Source organism: Microtetraspora glauca (assembly GCF_040656155.1).
Classification (GTDB): Bacteria; Actinomycetota; Actinomycetes; order Streptosporangiales; family Streptosporangiaceae; genus Microtetraspora; species Microtetraspora glauca.
The window spans coordinates 181,903-204,988 of sequence record NZ_JBFALK010000014.1; the positions used below are offsets into that span (position 1 = coordinate 181,903).

Sequence of the window (23,086 nt, forward strand, 5' to 3'; positions counted from 1 at the left end):
GACGCCTGAGTGCCTTCGCCGTGAGGCGCGGCGGTCATTTCGGCATGTCGTGATGGTCGCGAGACGCTTTCAGGGAAGGACGCGCGCCCATGACGATCTCTCTCGACACCGGCCGCTACACGGTCGGCATGGCCGCGAGCGCGGCTGACCTGCAGGCCGCCCAGCGGCTCCGGCACCGCGTGTTCGCCGAGGAGATGGGGGCACGGCTCGACACTCCCGTCTCCGGGCTCGACGTGGACGGCTTCGACGCCTATTGCGATCACCTTCTCGTCCGAGAGGGACGTGAGGTGGTCGGGACGTACCGGCTGCTGCCGCCGCGCCGGGCGGACCGGCTGTACGCCGACACGGAGTTCGATCTCGGCGGACTCGCCGGGGTCAGGGGGGACATGGTCGAGGTCGGGCGCACCTGCGTGCACCCCGACCACCGTGAGGGCGCCGTCGTCGCCCTGCTGTGGGCCGGCATCGCGCGCTACATGGTCGACGGAGGCTTCCGCTGGCTGGGCGGGTGCTGCTCGATTCCCCTGGACGACGGCGGCGTGGCGGCCGCGGAGGTCATGGACCGAGTCCCTCTCGGCCCCGAGGAGTACCGCGTCCGGCCGCGCACCCCGTGGCGGAAGCCCTGGGGCGGGACGGCGGTGGAGCCGTCCGGGCGGTTCGTGCCGCCCGCGCTGCTTCGCGGGTATCTGCGCCTGGGGGCGTGGGTGTGCGGTGCCCCGGCTCATGATCCGGATTTCGGCACCGCCGATTTCTTCGTGCTTCTGTCCATGGCACAGGTGGACCGGCGTTACCTGCGGCACTTCCTCGGCGGCCTCAGGTGACGGCGCCGCTCGTGGGTGCCAACCCGTGGCTGCGGGTGAGCCCGTGCTCGCCAGAGGCGTGCGTGCGGCCCGCGGAGGCCGCCGCGGGCCCGGTCCGCCGTGCCGTACGGCTGGCCGCCGCGGCGCTCGTGCTGCTCGCCGGGATCCCCCTCTCCCTCGTCGCCAGAGGGGCACGTACGGCCCGCAGGGGCCGGATCGTGACGGTGTGGGCGCGGGCGCTGCTCCGCGCGCTCGGCGTCAGGCTGGACGTGCGGAGAGGGTTCGCGTTCGTCGCCGGATCGCCCGTGACGGGGGCCGAGCCGGAGGAGGGCCGCGGGACGCTCATCGTGGCGAATCACGTGTCCTGGCTGGACCCGCTCGTGGTGGCGGCGACCGTGGCGTCGCGGCCCCTCGCCAAGCGGGAGATCGGCGCCTGGCCGCTGATCCGTACGCTCGCGGCCGGGTCGGGCGTGCTGTTCATCGACAGGGAACGGCTGTCGGCGTTGCCGGAGGTGGTCGGGAGTGTCGCCGCGGCCCTGCGCGCGGGCGACACGGTCGCGGCGTTCCCCGAGGGGACGACGTGGTGCGGGCGCGGCATGGGGGAGTTCCGGCCCGCGGTGTTCCAGGCGGCGATCGACGCGGGGGCGGCCGTGAGGCCGGTGACGCTGCGTTACCGGGAAGGTGAGACGACGTCCACCCGAGGCTGCTATGTCGGGGATGACACGCTTCTCGCCTCGATCCTCCGCGTGGTGGCGACGCGGAGGCTCGTGGTGGAGGTGACGCGGTTCCCCGAGGTACGGCTCGCGCGGTCGGGGAGGCGGCAGGAGGAGCGCGGAGCCCTGGCCAGGATCGCCGAGGCGTACGTGCGGACGGGCGTGACGGAGCAGCACGGCGTGATGGAACGCGAAACGCCCGCCCGGTCGGGCCGGGCGGGCGTCACCGTGCTCAGGTCGCCGTATCTGGTCTGACGGACGCCGCTCGCGTCAGCGTGCGGCGAGGAAGGTCCGTCAGGTCCGATCCAGTGCCGGGAGGAGCACTAGCGAACGACCTGGGTCTTGATCTTCCTGGTGTAGATCCAGCCCTTGATGCCGAGCTCCTTGAGGCGCTTCTTGTCGAGGTTCTCGGCGCCGTGGGGAACGTCGAAGTTGATCGCGCCGACCTCGCCCACCTGGGCGCCACGCGCGGTCTTCTTCAGGCGGAACTCGATGTAGAGCCAGTCGCTCTCGTCGACGTCAAGGACGTGCGGGGTCCAGCACCAGAACTCGCGGCCCTCCCAGTCGCACTTCGTGCCCTTGGGGCCGTCCCAGTAGAGCTTCTTCTTGGTGTCGACGCCCTTGGGCAGGATGCCGCCGATGTAGTAATAGTCCGCGGGGTGCGGACCGGTGTTGGTCGCGGTGAAGGAGTACTTGACCGTCGCGCCCGCCTTGGCCTTCTTCGTGTACTTCACGTTGGAGATCTTGAAGATGCTGTACGGATCGTCGGCCCTGGCGACGGACGCCGCGGTGGCGCCGGCCGGCGCGGTAGCGAGAAGCGTGGCCCCCGTGAGCGGGGCGACCAGCGCGAGCATGGCGATCTTTGCGATCGGGTGACGCATGTGTTTGTCTCCCAGAGGACGAAGGGGGGAAGTTGAAGAAAGGCCCCCCAGTAAACGCAAAGGTTTCTACCACTTCTGGGATCATGCGTAAAGATCTTTTTTATGGATACTTTACTCAATTTAGGTTTAAAGGCGAAATGTCGCCATTTGTCCTGGTTGTCTGCGCCGGACCGGCCGTCTGCGCAGAGTCCGTGCCGGGGTGGTTGTCGCGCGGAGTCTGGGCTCGGCTGGTTGCCTGTGCGGGGGCGGCTGCCTGTGCGGGGCTGCGGGCTGGGCGCTAGAGGATGAGGTGCGTGTCCCCGAACTCGTGCCAGAGGTAGCCCTCATCGAGCGCGGCCCGATAGGAGCGGGACAGCAGGTCCTGCTCTGTGATGGCCGACAACATCATGAGGTGGCTGGAGCGTGGCTCGTGCAGCCCCGTGAGCAGCCCGTCCACCGCCCGTACGCCTTCGGATGGGGTCACGATGTGCGACGTCCACCCTTCGGCCGCCCACACAGGCCCGGTCCGCCCAGGCCCGGTCCGCGCAGGGCCGACCAGATCAGCCCGGGGCGGATCAGGCAGGGTCAGATCGGGCCCGATCAGATCAGGCCGGGCCAGGTCGGGCCGGGGCAGAGCCGCGCTCTCCAGCGCGCGCACCACCGTCGTGCCGACGGCGATGACCCGCCCGCCGTTCTCGCGTGTGAGGTTCACCAGCCGGGCCGTGGACGCGGGCACGGAGAACCGCTCGGGATACGGCGGTTCGTCCTTCTCCGGCGACGCGACCCCGGTGTGCAGCGTGATCGGCGCGACTGTGACGCCCCGCGAGACCAGCGCGGTGACCAGGGCCGCCGTGAACGGGCGCCCCGCGCTCGGCATCTCCGCGCTGCCCGGCTCGACCCCGAACACGGTCTGGTAGTGGTCCAGCGGCCAGTCCCGCGCCACGTACGAGTAGCGGATCGGCACGCCGTACCTCTCCAGATAGGACGGCACGTCACGGTTCAGGACGGCACGCCACAACCGTGGCGTCTCCCGGGACACGAGCCGCAGTGTGGCCTGTCCTGGCAGGGGCAACCACTCTCCCGGCGCCCCTCCCATGTAGGGCTCGGTGGCCCCGCCCGTACGCCGCCTGAGCTCGATCAGCCACTCTCCCGTGGGCAGTTCGCCGGAGAAGTGCACGGCCAGGCGATCGAGCCGTACGGCGGCGGCCATGGTCGCGGAGTTGTTCACCACGAGCAGGTCGCCGGGCGCGAGGATCGCGGGCAGGTCCCGGAACGCCCGATGTCCGATCTCCCCGGTGTCCTTGCGCGAGACGAGCAGCCGCACCCCGTCCCGCCCGAGCCCGCGCGCCTCCGGGGGCTCGTGCGCCTCCCGTACGGCGGGCAGCGTGAAGTCGATGGCCGGGCTCATTCGAGTGCGTCCCGCGTGAACCTGCCGCCGGCCGGTCGGGCGGCGATGAGGCGCAGCAACGCGGAGGCCACGGTCTCCGGCTCGGGAGCGGCGGCCGCCTCCTCCGCGCCCACGGCGTCGGCGAGCATCCGCGTACGCATCTCTCCGGGGTCCACCCACCAGACCGTGATGCCGGGCTCCTCGACGGCCAGCACGTTGGAGATCTGGTCCAGCGCGGCCTTGGTCGCCCCGTAGCCGCCCCAGCCCTCGTACGGCTCGACCGCCGCGTCGGACGAGATGTTCAGCACCGCTCCGCCGCGCGCGCGAAGAGCGGGCAGCGTGGCCTGGATCAGCGCGAGCGGGGCGATCACGTTGGTCTCGAACAGGTCGCGCAGGTCGTCGAGCGGATATCCGGCGAGCGGGGGAAGCGGCACCGCCCCCAGCCCGCTGGCGTTGTTCACCAGCAGATCCAGACGCGGTACGGCCTCCGCCAGCCGGGCGCGATGGGCGGGATCTGTCACGTCCCCCGCGATGGCGGTCACGTCGGCGGAGGTGTCGAGGTCGAAGGCGGCGCAGTGGAGATCCTCCTCGCCCCGGGCGGTGAGCGTGAGCGCCCACCCGTCCGCCGCGAGAGACCTGGCGAGCGCCAGCCCGAGTCCTCGGGATGCGCCGGTGATGAGTGCGTGCTTCATGGCGCTCACGCTAGGAACCCGGCGCTCGCCGTACATCGGGCGCGAGGCCGTGCCCGGCCCGGGCGTTCGCCCTAGGACCAGCCCTAGGACCGGCGGGACCATCCCGACGACCGGCGGGACCGTCTCGCCGACCGGCAGGACGACCAGCGGCAAGACCGGCGGCAAGACCGGCGGCAAGACCGGCGGCAAGACCGGCGGGACCGGCCCCGGAGGCCCCGGGCCGGCGCGGATATGTCGGCGGCCCACCATATGGTGGGGGCGTGGCCGAGCGAACACATGACCGACCACCGGACACCTCCGGTCGTGACGCCGTCCTGCACGCCGTCAGCTCGGCCGTGCTCGCCGTCACCCGGCACCTCTCGGTGCGCGAGGTGCTGCAGGTCATCGTGCGCTCGGCGGGCCAGCTGCTCGACGCGCGCTACGCCGCGCTCGGCGTCCCCGACGACCAGGGCGCGTTCGCCGAGTTCGTCGCCGAGGGCATGTCCGAGGAGCAGTGGGAGGCCATCGGCCCGACCCCGCGGCAACACGGCATGCTCGGCGCGATGCTCCGCGAGGGCGATCCGGTCCGGTTGCCCGACATCCGCAAGGATCCGCGGTTCGAGTGGTGGCCGAGGGCGCATCCCGTGCTCAAGGACTTCCTCGGCGTGCCGATCCGCGACGGGGACCAGGTCCTCGGCATCATCTTCCTCTCCAACAAGCGCACGCCCGGCGGGTTCACCGCCGCCGACGAGGAACTGCTCACGATGTTCGCGGCGCACGCCGCCATCGCGCTCACCAACGCCAGGCTCTACGAGCGCGGACGCGAGCTGACCGTGATCGAAGAGCGCACGCGCATGGCGCACGAACTCCACGACGCCGTCACGCAGAAGCTGTTCTCGCTGCGGCTGACCGCGCAGGCCGCCGCGTCGCTGCTGGAGACCGATCCCGCGCGGGCGGCGAGGGAGATCGACCAGGTGCGGCGCCTGGCGGGTGAGGCGCTGGCCGAGTTGCGCGCTGTGATCGTCGAGCTGCGCCCGGCCGAGCTCGACCGGCACGGCCTGGTCGAGACCCTGCGCAAGCACGTCCACCTGCTCGACCGGCTGCATCCGGTGTCGGCGCGTTTCACTTTCGACGGCGATCCCGCCGGAGCGCCGCGGGCCGACGTCACCGCCGAAGTCACCGTGCTGCGGGTGGCACAGGAGGCGCTGCACAACGCGCTGCGGCACGCCGAGGCCGCCCACATCGACGTACGGCTCTCGCGCCTCGACACCACGCTGGTCCTGGAGGTCGGCGACGACGGGAAGGGGTTCGACCTCGCGGCCGACGCCGCCCGAGGGCTCGGCCTGGCCTCGATGCGCGACCGCGCGGAGAACGCCCGGGGATCGCTCGAGGTGGTCGCCGCCCCCGGAGCGGGTACGACGGTCCGTCTGGTGGTGCCCGCATGATCCGTGTCCTGATCGCCGACGACCACCCGATCGTCCGGCAGGGCCTGCGCACATTCCTGGAGATCCAGGAGGACCTGGCCGTCGTGGGCGAGGCGGCCGACGGCGCGGAGGCGGTCGAGCTGGCCGAGTCGCTCCGGCCGGACATCCTGCTCCTCGACCTGAAGATGCCCGTGCTCGACGGCCTGGGCGCGCTGACCCGGCTCAGCGCGGCCGGTGAGCACGGCACGCGCGTGATCGTGCTGACCTCGGTCAGCGATCGGGGCGACGTCGCGCCCGCCATGCGGGCCGGAGCGGCCGGGTTCCTCTACAAGGACGTCGATCCCACCGCCCTGGTCCAGGCCATCCGGGCGGTCCACGGAGGCCAGGTGCTGCTCGCCCCCGAAGCCGCCGAGGCCATGATCTCCAGTGAGGACCGCCGCCCGGCGGAGGCGGGCGCGGGACTCACGGACAGGGAGCGCGAGGTCCTGCGGCTGATCGCCGGGGGCCGGTCCAACCGGGAGATCGCCCGGGAGTTGCTCGTCGCGGAGAAGACCGTGAAGACCCATGTCTCCAACGTTCTGATGAAGCTCGGCGTCCAGGACCGGACCCAGGCCGCCCTCTTCGCGGTACGGCATGGCCTCGCCTGAGGGCTCAGCCCTGCCGCTGCCCCTCCACGATGGCGTGGTGGGCGGCCACCCGTGCCCGCCGTACGGCCCGGTCCAGCTCGCGCAGGGCCTCGCTCCGCACGGCGAGTTGCCCGGAGGTCAGGCCGCGCTCCCCGGCGAGGCGGAGCGCCACGGCCAGCCGGGCCGCGAGGGCGCCGACCCTGTGGGCGCGTCCGGGATAGCCGGGGGCGAGATCCTCGCCGATGTCCTCCAAGGTGGGAGTCCCGGCGCCGGGACCCGCCACGCCGTGCAAAACGTCCGTCGCGGTCCGCATGGCGCTGGTCAGGGCATGCTCGGCCTCGGCCAGCGACGGCACGTAGGGCTCGCTGTCCGCCGACTCGACGACCGTCCAGCGCACCCCCGAGTACGACGAGCCCCGTCTGTCGGACTCGGGCACCAGGCCGAGGCGCCGGCCGCGCAGTACGGCTATCACGGCCTGACCGGCGTCGATGGCGCTGATGTTGAAGGCGGGCGGGCCGGCCAGCCCGAGCGGGTCGCCGGGGACCGGCAGGGCCAGCCGGAACGAGTCGAGGCCCTCCGACCGGAGCCCGGCGAGGAACGCGCGGAGCGTCGATTCCATGGGGCCGTCGGCCACGACCTGGGGACCACCTGCGCGCTCGACGCGGTCCACGGCCTCGTCGAGTCCGACGTGGCCGCCGAGCCAGGCGTTTCCCCACGAGACGAGGACGGCTGAGATCGGTGAATCCATACGCACCCGATCCACGATATGCCGACCGGCTGCAATAGTTTTATCTGGAGTAACCACAGGAGGGGGCCTCATGGGCGGTCAGGTGCTGCGGCTTCGGGACGTCACGGTTCGCAGGGACGGCGCGGCGCTGTTGCGTGCCGTCGACTGGTCCGTCCGCGAGGACGAGCGCTGGGTCGTCATCGGTCCCAACGGCGCGGGCAAGACCACGTTGCTTCAGGTGGCAGGGGCGCTGCTCTTCCCCTCGGAGGGATCGGTCGAGATCCTCGGCGAGCGGCTCGGCCAGGCGGACGTCTTCGACCTGCGCCCGAGAATCGGCCTCGCCAGCGCCGCGCTGGCCGAGCGGGTGCCGCCGGACGAGAAGGTCATCGACCTGGTGCTGACCGCGTCCTACGCCATCCTCGGCAGGTGGAACGAGGAGTACGACTCCCACGACGTCACCCGCGCGGTCGAGCTCATCGACCAGCTCGGCTGCGCCCACCTGATCAGGCGGCGCTTCGGCACGCTGTCCGAGGGAGAGCGCAAGCGGGTGCAGATCGCCCGGGCCCTGATGCCGGACCCCGAGCTCCTGCTGCTCGACGAGCCCGCCGCCGGGCTCGACGTGGCCGGGCGTGAGGACCTGGTCCGCCGCCTCGGGGCGCTCGCGCGCGACCCGAAGGCGCCGACGATGGTCCTGGTCACCCACCACGTCGAGGAGATCCCGAGCGGGTTCACCCACGTGATGCTGTTGCGCCACGGTTCCGTGGTCGCTCAGGGCCCGGTGGAGTCGGTGATGACCGGAGACAACCTGTCCCGCACCTTCGGCGTGCCGCTGCGGCTCGACCGGGGTTCCGGCGACCGCTGGTACGCCCGGCCGTTCTGACCGCGCGTAAAGGCAAAACCACATAGCATCCAGTCGAGACCCAAGGACTGGAGTTGACGGATGGCTCAGCTCATCGCCGCCGTGGTCGTGGTCGCGCTCGCGGGCTTCGCGCTGACCCGGACGATCCGGATCATCCCCCAGGCCACGGCGAGCATCGTCGAGCGGTTCGGCCGCTACCACCGCACGCTGAACGCCGGGCTGAACATCGTCGTCCCGTTCATCGACCGGATCAAGGTCGAGGTGGATTTGCGCGAGCAGGTCGTCACCTTCCCACCACAGCCGGTGATCACCTCCGACAACCTCGTCGTGTCGATCGACACCGTCATCTACTTCCAGGTGACCGACCCCAAGGCCGCCACGTACGAGATCGCGAGCTTCATCATCGCGGTGGAGCAGCTCACCGTGACGACGCTGCGCAACGTGGTCGGCGGCATGGACCTGGAGCGCACGCTGACCTCCCGCGAGGAGATCAACACGGAGCTGCGCGGGGTGCTCGACGACGCGACCGGCAAATGGGGCATCCGGGTGAACCGGGTCGAGCTCAAGGCGATCGACCCGCCCCCCTCCATCCAGGACTCGATGGAGAAGCAGATGCGGGCCGACCGTGACAAGCGGGCCGCCATCCTCAGTGCCGAGGGGCAGAAGCAGGCGGCCATCCTGACCGCCCAGGGTGAGCGGGAGTCCGCCGTGCTCAAGGCCAGGGGGGAGGCGGAGGCCGTCGTGCTCCGGGCCCAGGCCGACGCGGAGGCGCAGGCGATGCGGGCCAAGGGCCAGGCCGACGCCATCGCGATGGTGTTCCGGGCGATCCACGAGGGCAATCCCGACCAGCGGCTGCTGGCCTACCAGTACCTCCAGACCCTGCCCGAGATCGCCAAGGGCGACGCCAACAAGGTGTGGATCATCCCCTCCGAGATGGGCAAGGCCCTGGAGAACCTCGGCGGCCTCTTCGCCCCGACCAAGGATCCCGCCTGACCGGCGGTTCCCCGTACGGCACGGCCGCGGTTCGCGTTGCCGTACCCCGCCTGGGCGGCTCCGGCGGACGTCCCCATAGCATCGGGCGATAGTCGTTCGAGGGAGCAGAGATCGTGACGCCGTGGGAGGCGGCCGCGGTGTTCGCGGCCGGTATCGGGGCCGGGGGCATCAACGCGGTCGTCGGATCGGGGTCGCTCATCACGTTCCCGACGCTGCTCGCGGTGGGTCTCCCTCCCGTCGTGGCGAACGTCTCCAACAACGTTGGGCTGGTCCCCGGAGGCGTCACCGGTGTGCTCGGCTATCTGCCCGAGCTCAAGGGGCAGCGGGCTCGGCTGATGAGGCTCGGTGTCGCGTCCGTCATCGGCTCGCTCATCGGCGGTGTGCTGCTCCTCCAGTTGCCGGAGAAGGCCTTCCAGATCATCGTCCCCGTCCTGATCGGGGCGGCCTGCGTGCTCGTCGTCGTGCAGCCGAAGCTCAACGGCTGGCTGGCCGGGCGGCGTACGCACCCGCATGGAGGGCCCTGGTTGTGGCTGGGCGTGCTGGGCGCTGGGATGTACGGCGGCTATTTCGGCGCGGCTCAGGGTGTCGTGCTGATCGGCCTGCTCGGCGTCTTCCTCGACGAGGAGCTGCAGCGCGTCAACGCCGCCAAGAACCTGCTGTCGCTGCTGGTCAACCTGACCGCGGCGATCCTGTTCACGCTGGTCGCGCATGTGGACTGGACGGCCGCGCTGCTGGTCGCGCTGGGCACCGCGGTCGGTGGCTTCCTCGGCGCCCGGGTGGGCCGCAAGCTGCCGGCTCCGGTGCTGCGCGGCGTGATCGTCTGCATCGGCATCGTGGCGATCGTCAAACTGCTGGCCTGAACCGCGGCCGCCGCTCCGGTTCCGGAGCGGGTCCAGCCCGATGCCTAGCGCGCTTCCCGGCCCAGCTCCGTGCTGACCTCGGCGGCGGCCCGCTTGAGCGCCTCGGCGAGCGGTGAGCGGGTGCCCTCGGGCACGGAGGCGGTCGTTCCCACGATCGCCATCGCGGCGACGAGCGTGTCGCCGCGGAACAGCGGCGCCGCGATGCTGCGCACACCGTTGACGGACGGGGTGTTGGCCGAGATGTTGTTCCGCCGGATCTTCTCCAGCTCCCGGCGCAGTTCGGCGGACGCCTGCACATCCTGCGCGAGCCCCGGAACCTCCTCCTCCGGAAGGAAGGCGCAGAAGACCCGGCCCTGGGCGGATTCGGTGCGGGACAGCCGGGATCCGGTCCGTACGCTGACCCGGATGATGCGGTCGGTGTTGTCGTCCACCCGGACGACGACGGCGGTGTCGCCGTCCCAGACGCTCAGCACGACGGTCTCGTCGATCTCGCGGACCAGCCGCTGCATGTACGGCCCGGCGATGCCGATCACCGGCATCCCGGCCCGCGCGGCGGCGGACAACGTCAGGATCTGCGGCCCCAGGGAGTACAGCGCCTCTCGGTCGTCGTAGCGCAGCAGGTTGCTCTCGCGCAGGGCCTTCGTGTACCGGTGCGCGGTCGCCTTGCTCGTGCCCAGACTCGTGGTGATCTCGTTGAGGCTGAGCTGGGGACGGCTGACCGTGAAGGCGCTGAGGATCAGCGCGGCACGCTGCACCGTCTGGATGGCCGGAGCCACCTTCCCGTCGGAGGAGTCCTCGTGAACGGGCCTGGCGTCATCACCCATGTCAGTCATCCCGGTCGTGCGCGGTTCGTTGCGTTCTGCGAGACAGCATCCTGTCATCCAGAATAATCTCTGTCGACGGTCAACTGTTCGGTCCGGGTCGGTCGGGGCGCCCGCATAGGTGATCGATGGTTGTTCGCCGGGTATGTACACCTTTGTGAAGGGCGACCGGGTGGAGATCGTCATCGATGCGGGCGGCACCCCCCGCACATACGAAGTGGTCGCGACCAAGGCGGGCAGGCGGGTCGAGATCACCACGGGCCGTGGCATCGTCGAGGTCAGCGAGGTGACGCGGACCGGCACCCCGATCCGCACCGCGCGATTCATGTCCAGCCGGATCCTCGCGCTGGTCGAACATCCGGCCGACGACCGCCGCTCCGGCGACTGACCGGCCGTCAGGCGCGAGTCCTCGGACGGTCACGGGGCCGGGCGGACCTGCACGGTGCCGTCCCGGCGGAGGCGGGTCTGGAAGGCCGGCTGCCGCGAGGTCGCCGGGCCATGCGCGACCGTGCCGTCCGAGATGCGGAAGACGCTGCCGTGCCAGGGGCAGATGACGCACGGTTCGCCGTGCTCCATGACGAGCCGGCCCTGGTGCAGCGGCCCGGCCAGGTGCGAGCAACGGTCGGCCAGCACGGTCACGCCGTCGCCCAGGCGGAGGACGAACAGGTCGATGTACCCCAGCCGCCGGGTGACGGGCCGCCCGTTGGGCAGGTCCTTGAGCGCGCACAGGTCGTGCCAGCCGAGCGGCACCAGGTGGCTGAGCGACTCGGCGTGATTGGCGCCGGCGGCCTGCCGGTAGGCCAGGTGGCCGCCAAGGTAGGCGCCGCCGAGCACCGCGCCGAGCCCGGCGAAGGAGAAGAACCGGCCCGCCCGCTCCTTCCCGGCCATCCGCAGGAGCAGCGACGCCGTGTAGAGGCCGGTCGCGGTCGCGTTGGTCAGCGCGTGGACGAAGCCGACGCGCTGCTGCTCACGATGGAGCGTCGACCAGTCGGTCAGTCCGGCGGCGGCCGTCGGGAGGGCGGTGCCGATTCCCGTGGCCAGCAGCACCCGGGCCGCCCGCCCGTCCGCACGGGTCCAGTCCAGTACGGCTGCCGCCACCCAGCAGCCGATGCCGATCGTCGCCAGCGAGGGGTGAAGGGGATGCCCGATGGGGACGCCGTGCAGCGTGTCGCGCAACGGCCCCGGCCCGATCTTGCGGCGTACGGCTTTCGCGATGCTGCGGATCGGCCGGTCGAAGGTCGTGACCTGCTCGAGTCCGTCGAGAAGGTTGCCCGACGGGACCTTGCGCGTCAGCCGGATCGCACGCCGCGACCTGGTCGTCTTGTCCATTTCGCCCCCCTACATCCAGCACTTACCCCCGGCCTGGACGGGCGAACACCGCTGTGGACGTCACGGAGCCAGGTGACCTCGGGCGACGGAGGACTCGACGAGTTCGGCGGCGTAGGCGCCCAGCGTGGTGGATCCCTCGCGGATGATCCGGACGCTGTCCGCCAGGTGGCGGGCCGTGACCTTGTAGAGGGCCCAGGTCCCGCCCTCGTTGTTGTGGTTGGCCAGGACGGGGGCCAGCCGGTCGAGCGCCTTGGCGAACCTCGCCTCCGGTGTGCGCCGCTCCTCGAACTCGTCCCACAGCGCGCGCAGCCGTATGCCCTGGTCGTGGGGGAGCAGGGCGAAGATCCGTGCGGCGGCGGCGAGCGTGTCCGGCTCGGGGGTGTCCTGCTGGAAGTCGGGCCGTGTGTCGCGGGGGATGTCGTGCCGGAAGCAGTCTCCTGTGTCGATCTCCACGATGTCGTGGACGAGCAGCATGGCGACCACCCGCTCCAGGTCGGTCCCGGGAGGAGCGTGCTCACCCATGGTCATCGCCAGCATGCCGACGTGCCAGGAGTGCTCGGCGCCGTTCTCCCTCCGCGACCCGTCGATCAGGGTGTTGCGGCGGATGACGCGCTTCAGCTTGTCGATCTCCATGGCGAAGCCGATCTGGGCGTGCAGGCGATCCTCTTGGGTTGCGATGGTCACCCTGACAAGCCTAATCTCCGTGATCAACGAATGCTCGGTACTCAAGCGCTTGTTCATGGCGCGTGGTCGCGGCGTCGCCGTACCGGATGTCGTGAAGACGGGAAAAGCCCCGAAGCGCGGGCTTCGGGGCTGCGCTCATCGCGCGTTCACTTCACCGGCGGTCCCGCCGCCTCGAGTTCGAGTACGAGGTCGAACCGGGGGTCGCGGTAGTGGCGGGCGCCGAACCCGGTGCGGGTGACCGTCCAGCCGAGCCGGTGAGCCCACCAATCCTGGTCGACGCAGAGGTCCCGGTCGGCCTGGCCCGCGAGTACGCCGAGCTGGGCCTTGATTCGTAAGAGCCGATTGGTACCGTGGAAATGCATAGGAGACTCCCCTTTCGCCGCTTCGATGAGGAGCTCTCGCTTGTCCGCCGGGTCGGGCGGTGGCAGCCTTCCGGCCCGGCTCTTCTGTGTTTCGATCACTCCCCTGAGTACCCCTGTTGTTTCGATCGTGACGCCGGAGCGATTTCCTTGCAATACTCAACGTAAGGAAAGTTGCAACAATCTTCCGGGTATGCGCCGCATGTATCGGTGCAAATTGCATTACGATGCCTTCAGGGGCGTCCGCCCCGTATGCCTCCACGGCGCGCGTGAGGAGGTCGACCGGGTTGTCTGACCGCGGGAGTCCTACCGTCCGTCGGCGCAGGCTCGGACAGGAGCTTCGCCGCCTCCGGGAGCGAGCCGCGCTCACCGGAGATCAGGTCGCCGCTCAGCTCGGCTGGTCGGCGGCCAAGGTGAGCCGCATCGAGACCGCCAAGACCTCGCCGCGGAAGGCGGACGTCGAGGCGCTCCTGGAGGCGTACGAGGTTGATTCCGGTCAGCGCCAAGAGCTGCTCGACCTGCATCGCGACGCCGCGAAAAAGGGCTGGTGGGAGGATTACCAGAGCTCCCTGCCCCACGAGTACACCACGCTCCTGGGGCTGGAGGTGGAGGCCACCTACGCGCGCAACTGGGAACCCCAAGTAGTGCCCGGCCTCCTGCAAACCGAGGAGTACGCACTCGAGATCGTCAAAGCGGTCCAACCGATCACGCGTTTCGCCCAAGGGGGTGTGCGCAGCCGGGTCGAGGCGAGGATGGCCCGGCAGCAGATCATCCTCCAGGACGACCAGCCACTGAACCTGATGGTGGTTCTGGACGAGTCCGTGCTCCTGCGCGGTTTCGGGGACGCCACGGTCATGCGGGCGCAACTGGATCGCCTGCTGAGCCTGTCGGAGTTGCCCAACATCCGGATTCAAGTGCTGCCGCTTGATGCCGACCATCCGGTCAACACCGGGTCTTTTCTTCATCTGAAGTTTCCCGAGTTCCACGACGTGGTGTACCTGGAGTCCCTTTTCGGTGCACGCTTCGTGGAAGAGGAGGAGACCGTGTACGGCTACGAGATCGCCTTCGACCGCCTGCAGGCCGAGGCCCTCGATGTCGACGCCAGTCGAGATCAGATCCGCAAAACAATCGAACGCTGGAAGTAAGCGCTTCCCTACATCGCCTCAGGACGTCTCCTGAGGAGAAAGACCATAAATGTACTCGATCGATCTCTCCGGTGCGGCATGGCGAAAGAGCCTCCGCAGTGCCGGCAACGGAAACTGCGTCGAAGTGGCGACGCTCCCCGAGGGGCACGTCGGGGTCCGTGACAGTAAGGACCAGGATGGTCCTGTCCTCGTCTTCACGCCCGGCGAGTGGGACGCCTTCATCGGCGGCGTCAAGGACGGTGAGTTCGACCTCTGAGCTCGCGCGTGCGGCCCCCGGCGTCGGACGCCGGGGGCCGCACGCGTGTCGGGTCGGGCGATGCGGAAGCCCTGGGCGAGGGCCTTGTGGATGTCGGTCCAGTGGTCCACGACCCGCTCCTTCAAGTCGGAGGTGACCCCGGGGCCGGGGCGTGGCCGACGATGTCGCTCACCAGGTGCTCGCCGTCGGTCTCCGAGAGCGCGTTGTCCCACAGCGCGGGGCCGGACGTGGTCGTCCTGATCGCCGGGCGTGCCGCGGTCACCCGCGGTCCCGCCTCACGCAAGTCGGCCGGCGTCTTCCATGCCTGACACCGCGGCCAAAAAACTTGAACCGTTCGACTTAATGAGCATTGCCAGTTTGGTGGGGCGACGGATGAGCGTTCCCCGGATTTGGCAAAGAGATGGCATGCTCGGATGCCGTGAAGTCTCGTTTCGCAGCTCTGGTCACCCTTGCCCTCCTCGCCGCCGCCTGCACGGCCGCCGAAGGTGAGCCGATCCCGGAAAGCTCGGGGAAGGCCGCCTCCGCGGCCGTTCCTTCGGCGACGGCTGAGCCGAAACCGAGCCCGGAGCCGTACACGATCTCCTTCGCCGGTGACGTGCACTTCGAGGGGGTGCTGCGGACCCGGCTGAACAACAACCCGCGCACCGCGCTCGGCCCGATCGCGAACGTGCTGCGCCGGTCCGACCTCACGCTCCTCAACCTGGAGACCGCGATCACCACCGGTGGCACACCGGCGCCGGGCAAGCAGTTCACCTTCCGCGCGCCCGCCACCGCCTTCACCGCGCTCAAGGCCGCCGGGGTGGACGCGGTGACCATGGCGAACAACCACGGCATGGACTACATGGAGAGCGGCCTTCAGGACTCGCTCGCCGCGATCAAGCGCAGCAAGTTCCCCGTCATCGGCGTCGGGAAGAACGCCGCCGAGGCGTACCGGCCGTTCCGGACCACCGTCAAGGGCAACCGGGTGGCGGTCATCGGCGCGACGCAGGTGCTCGACTCCGAGTTCATCCAGTCCTGGACCGCCACGGACGACAAGGCCGGCCTCGCCTCCGCCAAGAACGAGCCGCGCCTCCTCCAGGCGGTACGGCAGGCGCGCAAGAACTCCGACACGGTGATCGTGTTCCTGCACTGGGGTGCCGAACTGGTCAAGTGCCCCACCGACGTCCAGCGCGACCTCGCCGCCAAGCTGTCCCAGGCGGGGGCGGACGTGATCGTGGGCAGCCACGCGCACATCCTGCTCGGCGGCGGCTACTCGGGCCGGAGCTACGTGCACTACGGCCTGGGCAACTTCGTCTTCTACAACTGGGGCCCGGAGACCGGCAAGACGGGCGTGTTGACGCTCACGATCAACGGCCGAAAGGTGCTCAAGGACCGATGGACCCCCGCCCGCATCAACGGCGGCGTGCCCATTCCGCTGATCGGGTCGGCCGGGACGCAGGCTCTGTCGGAGTACACGTCGCTGCGCCAGTGCACCGGCCTGTCCGCCAAGCCGTCCGCCGCGCAATGATCCCGGGAGCCGTGAGCGGGGAGCGCTGATCCGTGCGGTTGACCGTACGGCGAACCGTGCGGTGACCAGTGCGGCGGTCCGTGCGGCGGTCCGTGCGGCGACGCGCACTCGGCGATCCGGGACCGGTGAGACCCGGGCAAATCGGCGGAGTGCCCGGGAGGGACTGACCGGAGGGCGCCGAACGGGCAATATGGAGGGATGTCCACCCAGCTTGATGAGGACGTCGACGAGCCCTCGCCGGATCCGCTCCGCCGCCAGCCGACCCAGCGCCGCAGCGCCCGCCGGGTCGAACGGATGCTCGACGCGTGCGCCGAGCTGCTGGACGAGATCGGCTACGAGGCGCTCACCACGACCCGCATCGCCGAGCGCGCCGGTGTCGCGATCGGCTCCGTCTACCAGTTCTTCCCGGACAAGCGCGCCATCAGCCAGGCGCTGACCCGGCGCCACGTCGAGCTCTTCGTCACCCGCGTGGGCCGCCGGTTCATGACCGAGGACTACGCCGGCTGGTGGGACGCTGTCGACGCGATCATCGAGGAGTACGTCGAGATGCATCGGACCGTTCCAGGGTTCCGATCGCTCCACTTCGGCGACGTCGTCGACCTCAACCTCCTCGACTCGGTCTCCGAGAACAACACCGTGATCGCCGGGCGGCTCCGGGCGCTGCTGCTCCAGGAATTCGGCCTGGCCGACAGCGAGGAGCTGGACCGAATCGTCCTGGTCGCGGTCGAGGCGGGCGACGCGGTGCTGAAGCTGGCCTTCCGGCACGACCCCCACGGCGCTCCCGACATCGTGGCCGAGGCCAAGCAGCTCGTCCGCGGATATCTCTCCCGGCAACTGCGCGCTAGTTGACCTCGTGCCGGCGGAGCTCCTCGCGCTCATCGGTCATCTGGTCCGAGAGCGGCATCAGGCGGTACTTCACCTGTACGGATGTCGCGCGCTTCTTCAGCGGCCGGGCGATCAGGCAGGACGCGGAGACCGGCCGAATGGAGGCGCCGCTGGAGTACACCTCCGTCTGGAGCCGCGTCAGCTCCGCGTTGGCCCGCTCCAGGGCCTCGGATCTGGCGGTGGCGAAGCCGGCGAGACCGGGGATCACGGCGGAGAGCGCGATCACTGAAGAGAGGGTCACGGTCACCTGCCTGAACACCCGCATCACCGCCCTCTGATCTCTGTGCGCGAGAGCAATATGCCCGGTTATCCGCCTCGAAACACGCTTAGTAGTTGATCGCGCGCAAATCGTGTTATGAGGAATGCTGTCAGTTGTCCGGGCAAAGCACGGCCGGCCTCGATAGCCTCCACCTGTGGCACATGTGACACATGAGCAGCTGGATCGACTGCTCGAACAAGCACTGCTGCTCGACGACCACGGTGCTCTCGCGCGCCAGCTTGACTCGCTGGCCCGGCTCTACGAGTCCGGAGAGGTCTCCCGGGCGGCGATCCTCGTCATGGCGGCCGAGGAGTGGCGGCAGGCGGGCCAGCCCGCGGCCGCTCTGGACCGTTTCCACGAGGCCGCGCGCGACGGGGGCGACGTGCTCGTCGATCCGCGTTCAGGTATCGCCGACACGCTCTTCGAGCTCGACCGGCCTGACGAGGCGAGAGAGGTCATCGCGGCGATCCGGGGCGGCGTCTGGAACCCCGCCACCGCGCTCACCGTCGCCGAGACCCTCGTCGCGTACGGGGACCTGGAGGGCGCCCACGAATGGGCCACGGAAGGGGCGGCGGCCTGCGCGCAGGGCACCACGATGCGGGAGGCACTGCTCCGCACCCGATATCGGATCAGGGTCGATCTCGGGTTGCCGGAGGACGACCTGGACGCCTCGCTCGACATCGCACGCTGACCCGGGCGGCCGGACTTCTCCCAGGGGGCCGGGCGGCCGGTCTTCGCCCCTGCCACCGGGCGGCCGGTCTTCGCCCCTGCCACCGGGCGGCCGGTCTTCGCCCCGGCATGCGGGCCGGGCCCGGACATGACGAAGGGGCCGCGACCGCGGCCCCTTCTCGTTTCGTCGTCCCCGCCCTCGTCAACTCCCGGGGGCAGGCGCGTACGGTCCCGCTACGGCAGGACCGTGGTGCCGATCAGCTTCCTGGTGATCTCCGCCACCGACCCGGCCTTCTTGCCGCGGCGCGTCTCCGGAGCCTTCGGCACGACCCGTACCTTCTTGCGAGGTGTGATGCGCTCCACCTTCGCCTGCTTGGCCGGTGCCGCCTGCGCGTCCGGGACCCGTGGCGCGACCGGCTGTCGCGCGGGAGCCTCGGGCTGGGCCGGAACGGCGGGCAGCGCCGGGACGTCCGGCAGCTCCGGAATCCGCACAGGAACGGTGAGGGTGCGCGACAGACCGGACACTCCAGACGAAGCGTCAGCCACCGACGGGGTGCCTGGCAGTCCGGAATAGCCCTGGCCCGCGGCCGCGCCCCCGGCGTCGGCGATGCTCAGCACGCCGGTCGCGGAGGAGAGACCGGGCAGGCCCGCCGCGTCGGCCACCCGGTCGATCGCGATGGCGCGAGCGGCCCTGACCGGGCCGTTCGCGCCCGTGGCGTCGCAGGCCGCGATGGTCGTCGTACCCGCGCACGGTCCCGCCGCCGCGACGGCCTGGCCGCTGGCGAACCAGCTCACCCCGGCGGTCATGGCGGCCAGCGCGGCATGCCGCCCACGGATGCTTCGTGATGTCCCTGACATCGAAGTCCCCCTGATTGCTTACCGTGTTCTGACGAATACAGAACGTACCGGCGGGGGATTCCCAAGGGGCGCGCTTGCCGTAATGGTGGGGAAGTCCTTACCGAGAGGTCCGCACGGTAAGGGTGTCCCCGGCCTCGTCCAGGTCCACGGCCACGTCGTCGCCGTCGTGGATCTCTCCGGACAGCAGCGCCTTCGCGAGCGTGTCGCCGATCGCCGACTGGATCAACCGCCGGAGCGGGCGGGCGCCGTACACGGGGTCGTAACCGGTCAGTGCCAGCCACTCGCGCGCACCGGGCGTGACGGTCAGCGTGAGCCGCCGGTCGGCGAGCCGCGCCCCGAGCCGCGACACCTGGAGGTCGACGATCTGCGAGAGCTCCTCGGTGCCGAGCGCGTCGAACACGATGACGTCGTCGAGCCGGTTGAGGAACTCCGGTTTGAAGGCGTTCCTGACGGCCGTCATGACGGCGTCCCGCTTGGCGCCGTTCTCGATCTTGGGATCGACCAGGAACTGCGAGCCGATGTTGGACGTCAGGATCAGGATCGTGTTGCGGAAATCGACCGTACGGCCCTGGCCGTCGGTGAGCCGTCCGTCGTCCAGCACCTGGAGCAGCACGTCGAAGACCTCCGGGTGAGCCTTCTCGACCTCGTCGAGCAGCACCACGGTGTACGGCCGACGGCGCACGGCCTCGGTGAGCTGGCCGCCCTCCTCGTAGCCGACGTATCCCGGAGGCGCGCCGACCAGCCGCGCCACGCTGTGCTTCTCGCCGTACTCGCTCATGTCGATGCGGGTCATCGCCCGCTCGTCGTCGAAGAGGAACTCCGCCAGCGCCTTGGCCAGCTCGGTCTTGCCGACGCCGGTCGGGCCGAGGAAGAGGAAGGACCCTGTCGGGCGGTCCGGGTCGGCGATGCCCGCCCTGGCCCGCCGTACGGCGTCGGAGACGGCCTGCACGGCAGCGCGCTGGCCGATCAGGCGGCGGCCCAACTCCTCCTCCATGCGCAGCAGCTTGGTGGTCTCGCCCTCGAGGAGCCGGCCGGCGGGGATGCCGGTCCAGGAGGAGATGACGTCGGCGATGTCGTCGGGGCCGACCTCCTCCTTCACCATCGGCTCCGACTCGGCCTCTTCGGCCTCCGCGGCCCTGGTCGCCTCCGCGAGCTCCTTCTCCAACCGGGGGACATCGCCGTACATCAGCCGGGACGCCTCTTCGAACTTGCCGTCGCGCTGGGCCCGCTCGGCGGCGCCGCGCGCCTCGTCGAGCTGCTTCTTCAGCTCGCCGACCTTGTTGAGCCCGGCCTTCTCGCGCTCCCAGCGGCCCACGAGGCCGTTGAGGTCCTCCTGGCGGTTCGCCAGCTCCTCGCGGAGCTTCTCCAGCCGCTGGCGGCTGCCCTCGTCGGTCTCCTTGACGAGGGCGAGCTCCTCCATCTTGAGCCGGTCCACGATGCGCTGCAGCTCGTCGATCTCGACCGGCCGGGAGTCGATCTCCATGCGGAGCCGGGACATGGACTCGTCGACCAGGTCGATGGCCTTGTCCGGCAGGAATCTGGCGGTGATGTAGCGGTCGGAGAGCGTCGCGGCGGCCACCAGCGCGCTGTCGGAGATCTGCACCTGGTGGTGGGCCTCGTAGCGGCCCTTCAGCCCACGCAGGATCGCGATGGTGTCCTCGACGGTCGGCTCGCCCACGTAGACCTGCTGGAAGCGACGCTCGAGCGCGGGGTCCTTCTCGATGCGCTCGCGGTATTCGTCGAGGGTGGTCGCGCCGATCATGCGCAGCTCGCCGCGGGCCAGCATCGGCTTGAGCATGTTGCCGGCGTCCATCGCGCCCTCGGCCGCGCCCGCGCCGACCATGGTGTGCAACTCGTCGATGAAGGTGACGATCTGGCCGTTGCTCTCCTTGATCTCGTTGAGCACGGCCTTGAGGCGCTCCTCGAACTCGCCGCGGTACTTGGCGCCCGCGACCATCGCGCCGAGGTCCAGCCCGACGAGCCGCTTGTTCCTGAGGCTCTCCGGAACGTCGCCCGCGATCATCCGCTGGGCCAGACCCTCGACCACCGCGGTCTTGCCGACGCCGGGCTCGCCGATCAGCACGGGGTTGTTCTTCGTGCGGCGGGAGAGCACCTGGATGACCCGGCGGATCTCCGTGTCCCGGCCGATGACGGGGTCGAGCTTGCCGGACCTGGCCCGCTCGGTCAGGTCGACGCCGTACTTGTCCAGAGCGCGATAGGTGTCCTCAGGGGTCTCGCTGGTGACCCTGGCGTGCCCGCGGACCTTCTCGAACGCGTCCAGCAGCGCGCCCGCCGTGGCGCCCTGCGCCTTGAGCAGTTCGGCCGTCTGGCCGCCGTCGGTCGCGAGGCTCACCAGCAGGTGCTCGGTCGAGACGTACTCGTCCTCCAGTTGCTTGGCCCGCTGGGCGGCGGTGTTCACAACGGTGAGGAGTTGCCGGGAGCTCGACGGGGCGCTCACTGTCGCGCCGTGCGCCTTGGGCAGTCCGGCGAGCAGCTCTTCGGCCTTGGTCCTGAGCTGCTTCCAGTCGGCGCCCACTGCTTCGAGGAGGGGGACGGCGGTGCCGCCCGTCTGGGCGAGCAGGGTGGTGAGGAGGTGAGCGGGGGCCACCTCGGGGTTGCCCTCCGCGGCCGCCCGCCGGACCGCCCCGGACAGGGCCTCCTGGCTCTTCTGCGTCAGCTTGTAGTCCATGGTGGTTCGTGGCCTCGCTTCGCTCAGCGGGCGCGCGGCACCGACGCGGCGGCTGCCGTCCGCGCCGGGCGGTTGGGAAGAGCTGCGCTCCCCGAACCACCCGGCGGGTTCACCGCCGCGCGATGCGCGGGCCCGTGAATTCCCGGATCAGGCTGGTGGAAGTTCGTATCTGATCAGCGCGCGGATCATGGTCAGCTCGCCGCGGAGTCGTACGACCTCGTCGCGCAGGCGCAGGTTCTCCGTTTCGAGTTCGAGGATGCGCTTGATGCCCGCGAGGTTGATGCCGTCCTCCTGGGAGAGGCGTTGCACCTCGCGCAGCAGCACGATGTCCCTGGTCGAGTAGAGCCGTCCGCGCCCGGCCGTGCGCCCCGGGCTGACCAGGCCGAGCCGGTCGTACTGCCGGAGCGTCTGCGGGTGCAGGCCGGAGAGCTGGGCGGCCACCGAGATGACATAGACCGGTGTGTCGTCGGACAGATCGAAGAAGTTGGCGTCCATGGGCTCACTCGCTTCTGGCCTGCTTGATCAGCTCTTCTCTCAGGTCGGTGCCCTCGCTGGCGTCGCGGAACTCCTCAAGAGCGGCCCGCGCCTTGTCATCGAGGTGCGGCGGCACTGTCACCTGCACGGTGACGAGCAGGTCGCCCTTCGTGCCGTCCTTTCGGGGGGCGCCCCGGCCGCGCACGCGGAACGTGCGCCCGTTGGGCGTGCCTTCGGGAATGCGCAGGGTGACCGGCATGCCCTTCAGAGTGGGCACCTTGATCTCGGCGCCGAGGGCCGCCTCCGGGAACGTGACAGGCACGGTGACCGTGAGGTTCTCGCCCGTGCGGCCGAACACCGGGTGCGGCTTGACGTGGACCTGGACGTAGAGGTCACCCGCGGGACCGCCGTTCTCGCCGGGCGCGCCTTTGGCCTTGAGCCGGATGCGCTGGCCGTCGCCGACTCCCGCCGGGATGCGGGCCTGGATCGTGCGGGTGCTCTTGCCCCGGCCGCTGCCCTCGCACACCGGGCAGGGATCGTCCACCAGGAGTCCCCGGCCACGGCAGTCGCGGCACGGCTCGGAGAAGGCGAAGTTGCCCAGGTTGCGGCTGGCGGCGCCGGTGCCCTCGCAGGTCGGGCAGACCCGCGGCGTGGTGCCGGCCTTGGCGCCCGTGCCGCTGCACGCCGCGCAGGCGGAGGAACTGGTCAGCCGAAGAGAGACCGTGGTGCCGTCCACGGCCTCACCGAACGACATCGAGACCTCGGACTCGATGTCCTGGCCACGGCGCGGCCGGGTGGCACCGGTCGTCGTGGTCCGCCCGCCACGGTTGAACAGGCCGCCGAACAGATCTCCTATGCGTTCGCCCGCCCCGCCCTGATGGCTTGTGCCGCTGCCGGAGAACAGGTCGCCGAAGTCGAAGTTGAAGCCGCCTCCGCGGGGCGCGCCCGTTCCGGCGTAGCCGCCGAGCCCCGACCCGAAGAGGGTGCGGGCCTCGTCGTACTCCTTGCGGCGCTTGGTGTCGGAGAGCACGTCGTAGGCCTCGGAGACCTCCTTGAACTTCTCCTCGGTTTCGGTGTTGCCCTTGTTGGCGTCCGGGTGGTACTGCCTGGCCAGCTTCCGGTACGCCGTCTTGATCTCAGCGGCGGTGGCGGACTTGGGCACACCAAGGACGGCGTAATAGTCCTTCTCCAGGTAGTCCTTGGTGCTCATCTGTCGATTTCCTCCGCGCAAGGG

27 protein-coding genes are annotated in these 23,086 nt (G+C 70.2%); 13 read left to right on the plus strand and 14 right to left on the minus strand.

Annotated features, from left to right (window positions below; genetic code table 11):
* The first annotated feature begins 89 nt into the window (after positions 1-89).
* Both AB0I59_RS25215 and AB0I59_RS25220 read left to right on the plus strand, forming a co-directional pair.
* Positions 90-818: a GNAT family N-acetyltransferase gene (locus AB0I59_RS25215; protein WP_358136572.1), complete on the plus strand. Its 729-nt coding sequence runs from the start codon at positions 90-92 to the stop codon at positions 816-818.
* Positions 819-829: 11 nt separating this feature from the next.
* Entirely contained in the window at positions 830-1,765 is a 936-nt protein-coding gene (locus AB0I59_RS25220; protein WP_358136574.1) for a lysophospholipid acyltransferase family protein, read from the plus strand.
* A 68-nt stretch (positions 1,766-1,833) separates the two neighbouring features.
* Here AB0I59_RS25220 and AB0I59_RS25225 read toward each other — a convergent pair whose 3' ends face one another.
* The 3 genes from AB0I59_RS25225 to AB0I59_RS25235 form a co-directional block, all read right to left on the minus strand.
* Complete coding sequence (locus AB0I59_RS25225; protein ID WP_061253906.1) at positions 1,834-2,391, minus strand: DUF11 domain-containing protein; 558 nt, start codon at positions 2,389-2,391, stop codon at positions 1,834-1,836.
* A gap of 277 nt (positions 2,392-2,668) precedes the next feature.
* Positions 2,669-3,778 carry an S-adenosylmethionine:tRNA ribosyltransferase-isomerase gene (locus AB0I59_RS25230; RefSeq protein ID WP_358136578.1) on the minus strand — a complete coding sequence of 370 codons (1,110 nt, stop codon included), beginning with the start codon at positions 3,776-3,778 and terminating at the stop codon, positions 2,669-2,671.
* Positions 3,775-4,449, minus strand: a complete 675-nt coding sequence (locus tag AB0I59_RS25235) for an SDR family NAD(P)-dependent oxidoreductase (protein WP_358136581.1) — start codon at positions 4,447-4,449, stop codon at positions 3,775-3,777. The genes AB0I59_RS25230 and AB0I59_RS25235 overlap by 4 nt, the downstream gene beginning before the upstream one ends.
* 260 nt (positions 4,450-4,709) lie before the next feature.
* Between AB0I59_RS25235 and AB0I59_RS25240 the strand changes: the two genes are divergently transcribed.
* On the plus strand, positions 4,710-5,873 hold the full coding sequence (locus AB0I59_RS25240) for a GAF domain-containing sensor histidine kinase (RefSeq protein WP_228641246.1): 1,164 nt from the start codon (positions 4,710-4,712) through the stop codon (positions 5,871-5,873).
* A complete protein-coding gene (locus AB0I59_RS25245) occupies positions 5,870-6,499 on the plus strand; it encodes a response regulator (RefSeq protein WP_061253902.1) in 630 nt (209 codons plus the stop codon). Before AB0I59_RS25240 ends, AB0I59_RS25245 begins: the two co-directional genes overlap by 4 nt.
* Positions 6,500-6,503: 4 nt before the next feature.
* On the opposite strand, the gene AB0I59_RS25250 is transcribed toward AB0I59_RS25245, so the two are convergent.
* On the minus strand, positions 6,504-7,226 hold the full coding sequence (locus AB0I59_RS25250) for an Rv1486c family protein (protein ID WP_061253901.1): 723 nt from the start codon (positions 7,224-7,226) through the stop codon (positions 6,504-6,506).
* Between the two features lie 70 nt (positions 7,227-7,296).
* On the opposite strand from AB0I59_RS25250, the gene AB0I59_RS25255 reads away from it, so the two are divergent.
* From AB0I59_RS25255 to AB0I59_RS25265, 3 genes are all read left to right on the plus strand, one after another.
* On the plus strand, positions 7,297-8,085 hold the full coding sequence (locus tag AB0I59_RS25255; RefSeq protein ID WP_228641249.1) for an ABC transporter ATP-binding protein: 789 nt from the start codon (positions 7,297-7,299) through the stop codon (positions 8,083-8,085).
* Positions 8,086-8,145: 60 nt separating this feature from the next.
* Positions 8,146-9,057, plus strand: coding sequence for an SPFH domain-containing protein (locus AB0I59_RS25260; RefSeq protein WP_061253899.1), 912 nt, complete (start codon positions 8,146-8,148; stop codon positions 9,055-9,057).
* Positions 9,058-9,170: 113 nt separating this feature from the next.
* Positions 9,171-9,917 carry a sulfite exporter TauE/SafE family protein gene (locus tag AB0I59_RS25265; protein WP_228641253.1) on the plus strand — a complete coding sequence of 249 codons (747 nt, stop codon included), beginning with the start codon at positions 9,171-9,173 and terminating at the stop codon, positions 9,915-9,917.
* A 44-nt stretch (positions 9,918-9,961) separates the two neighbouring features.
* Here AB0I59_RS25265 and AB0I59_RS25270 read toward each other — a convergent pair whose 3' ends face one another.
* Positions 9,962-10,741, minus strand: a complete 780-nt coding sequence (locus AB0I59_RS25270; protein ID WP_061253897.1) for an IclR family transcriptional regulator — start codon at positions 10,739-10,741, stop codon at positions 9,962-9,964.
* A gap of 142 nt (positions 10,742-10,883) precedes the next feature.
* Here AB0I59_RS25270 and AB0I59_RS25275 point away from each other — a divergent pair, with 142 nt between their 5' ends.
* Positions 10,884-11,126 carry a DUF8836 family protein gene (locus tag AB0I59_RS25275; RefSeq protein WP_228641257.1) on the plus strand — a complete coding sequence of 81 codons (243 nt, stop codon included), beginning with the start codon at positions 10,884-10,886 and terminating at the stop codon, positions 11,124-11,126.
* 29 nt (positions 11,127-11,155) lie between these two features.
* On the opposite strand, the gene AB0I59_RS25280 is transcribed toward AB0I59_RS25275, so the two are convergent.
* The 3 genes from AB0I59_RS25280 to AB0I59_RS25290 form a co-directional block, all read right to left on the minus strand.
* A complete protein-coding gene (locus tag AB0I59_RS25280) occupies positions 11,156-12,067 on the minus strand; it encodes a Rieske (2Fe-2S) protein (protein WP_061253895.1) in 912 nt (303 codons plus the stop codon).
* 60 nt (positions 12,068-12,127) lie between these two features.
* Complete coding sequence (locus AB0I59_RS25285) at positions 12,128-12,700, minus strand: HD domain-containing protein (protein ID WP_358136725.1); 573 nt, start codon at positions 12,698-12,700, stop codon at positions 12,128-12,130.
* Positions 12,701-12,897: 197 nt separating this feature from the next.
* Complete coding sequence (locus AB0I59_RS25290) at positions 12,898-13,113, minus strand: hypothetical protein (protein ID WP_061253894.1); 216 nt, start codon at positions 13,111-13,113, stop codon at positions 12,898-12,900.
* A gap of 224 nt (positions 13,114-13,337) precedes the next feature.
* Here AB0I59_RS25290 and AB0I59_RS25295 point away from each other — a divergent pair, with 224 nt between their 5' ends.
* The gene (locus tag AB0I59_RS25295; RefSeq protein ID WP_358136589.1) at positions 13,338-14,255 is read left to right on the plus strand and encodes a helix-turn-helix domain-containing protein; all 918 of its coding nucleotides are present in this window, start codon (positions 13,338-13,340) and stop codon (positions 14,253-14,255) included.
* A 49-nt stretch (positions 14,256-14,304) separates the two neighbouring features.
* Positions 14,305-14,511: a DUF397 domain-containing protein gene (locus AB0I59_RS25300; RefSeq protein ID WP_061253892.1), complete on the plus strand. Its 207-nt coding sequence runs from the start codon at positions 14,305-14,307 to the stop codon at positions 14,509-14,511.
* A gap of 121 nt (positions 14,512-14,632) precedes the next feature.
* Here the strand turns inward: AB0I59_RS25300 and AB0I59_RS25305 are convergent, their stop codons facing one another.
* On the minus strand, positions 14,633-14,773 hold the full coding sequence (locus AB0I59_RS25305) for a hypothetical protein (protein WP_358136592.1): 141 nt from the start codon (positions 14,771-14,773) through the stop codon (positions 14,633-14,635).
* A 138-nt stretch (positions 14,774-14,911) separates the two neighbouring features.
* On the opposite strand from AB0I59_RS25305, the gene AB0I59_RS25310 reads away from it, so the two are divergent.
* Both AB0I59_RS25310 and AB0I59_RS25315 read left to right on the plus strand, forming a co-directional pair.
* Entirely contained in the window at positions 14,912-16,018 is a 1,107-nt protein-coding gene (locus AB0I59_RS25310; RefSeq protein ID WP_061253891.1) for a CapA family protein, read from the plus strand.
* A gap of 198 nt (positions 16,019-16,216) precedes the next feature.
* Entirely contained in the window at positions 16,217-16,867 is a 651-nt protein-coding gene (locus AB0I59_RS25315; protein ID WP_061253890.1) for a TetR/AcrR family transcriptional regulator, read from the plus strand.
* Here the strand turns inward: AB0I59_RS25315 and AB0I59_RS25320 are convergent.
* Complete coding sequence (locus tag AB0I59_RS25320) at positions 16,860-17,144, minus strand: hypothetical protein (RefSeq protein ID WP_358136598.1); 285 nt, start codon at positions 17,142-17,144, stop codon at positions 16,860-16,862. The genes AB0I59_RS25315 and AB0I59_RS25320 overlap by 8 nt on opposite strands.
* Positions 17,145-17,316: 172 nt before the next feature.
* On the opposite strand from AB0I59_RS25320, the gene AB0I59_RS25325 reads away from it, so the two are divergent.
* A complete protein-coding gene (locus tag AB0I59_RS25325) occupies positions 17,317-17,853 on the plus strand; it encodes a tetratricopeptide repeat protein (RefSeq protein ID WP_063818663.1) in 537 nt (178 codons plus the stop codon).
* Between the two features lie 212 nt (positions 17,854-18,065).
* Here AB0I59_RS25325 and AB0I59_RS25330 read toward each other — a convergent pair whose 3' ends face one another.
* The 4 genes from AB0I59_RS25330 to dnaJ all read right to left on the minus strand — a co-directional run bounded on the left by AB0I59_RS25330 (position 18,066) and on the right by dnaJ (position 23,062).
* Positions 18,066-18,689, minus strand: a complete 624-nt coding sequence (locus AB0I59_RS25330; protein ID WP_358136601.1) for a hypothetical protein — start codon at positions 18,687-18,689, stop codon at positions 18,066-18,068.
* A 97-nt stretch (positions 18,690-18,786) separates the two neighbouring features.
* A complete protein-coding gene (gene clpB / locus AB0I59_RS25335) occupies positions 18,787-21,378 on the minus strand; it encodes an ATP-dependent chaperone ClpB (RefSeq protein ID WP_061253886.1) in 2,592 nt (863 codons plus the stop codon).
* A 147-nt stretch (positions 21,379-21,525) separates the two neighbouring features.
* The gene (locus AB0I59_RS25340) at positions 21,526-21,873 is read right to left on the minus strand and encodes a heat shock protein transcriptional repressor HspR (RefSeq protein WP_061253885.1); all 348 of its coding nucleotides are present in this window, start codon (positions 21,871-21,873) and stop codon (positions 21,526-21,528) included.
* 4 nt (positions 21,874-21,877) lie between these two features.
* Entirely contained in the window at positions 21,878-23,062 is a 1,185-nt protein-coding gene (gene dnaJ / locus AB0I59_RS25345) for a molecular chaperone DnaJ (RefSeq protein WP_061253884.1), read from the minus strand.
* Positions 23,063-23,086 lie beyond the last annotated feature (24 nt).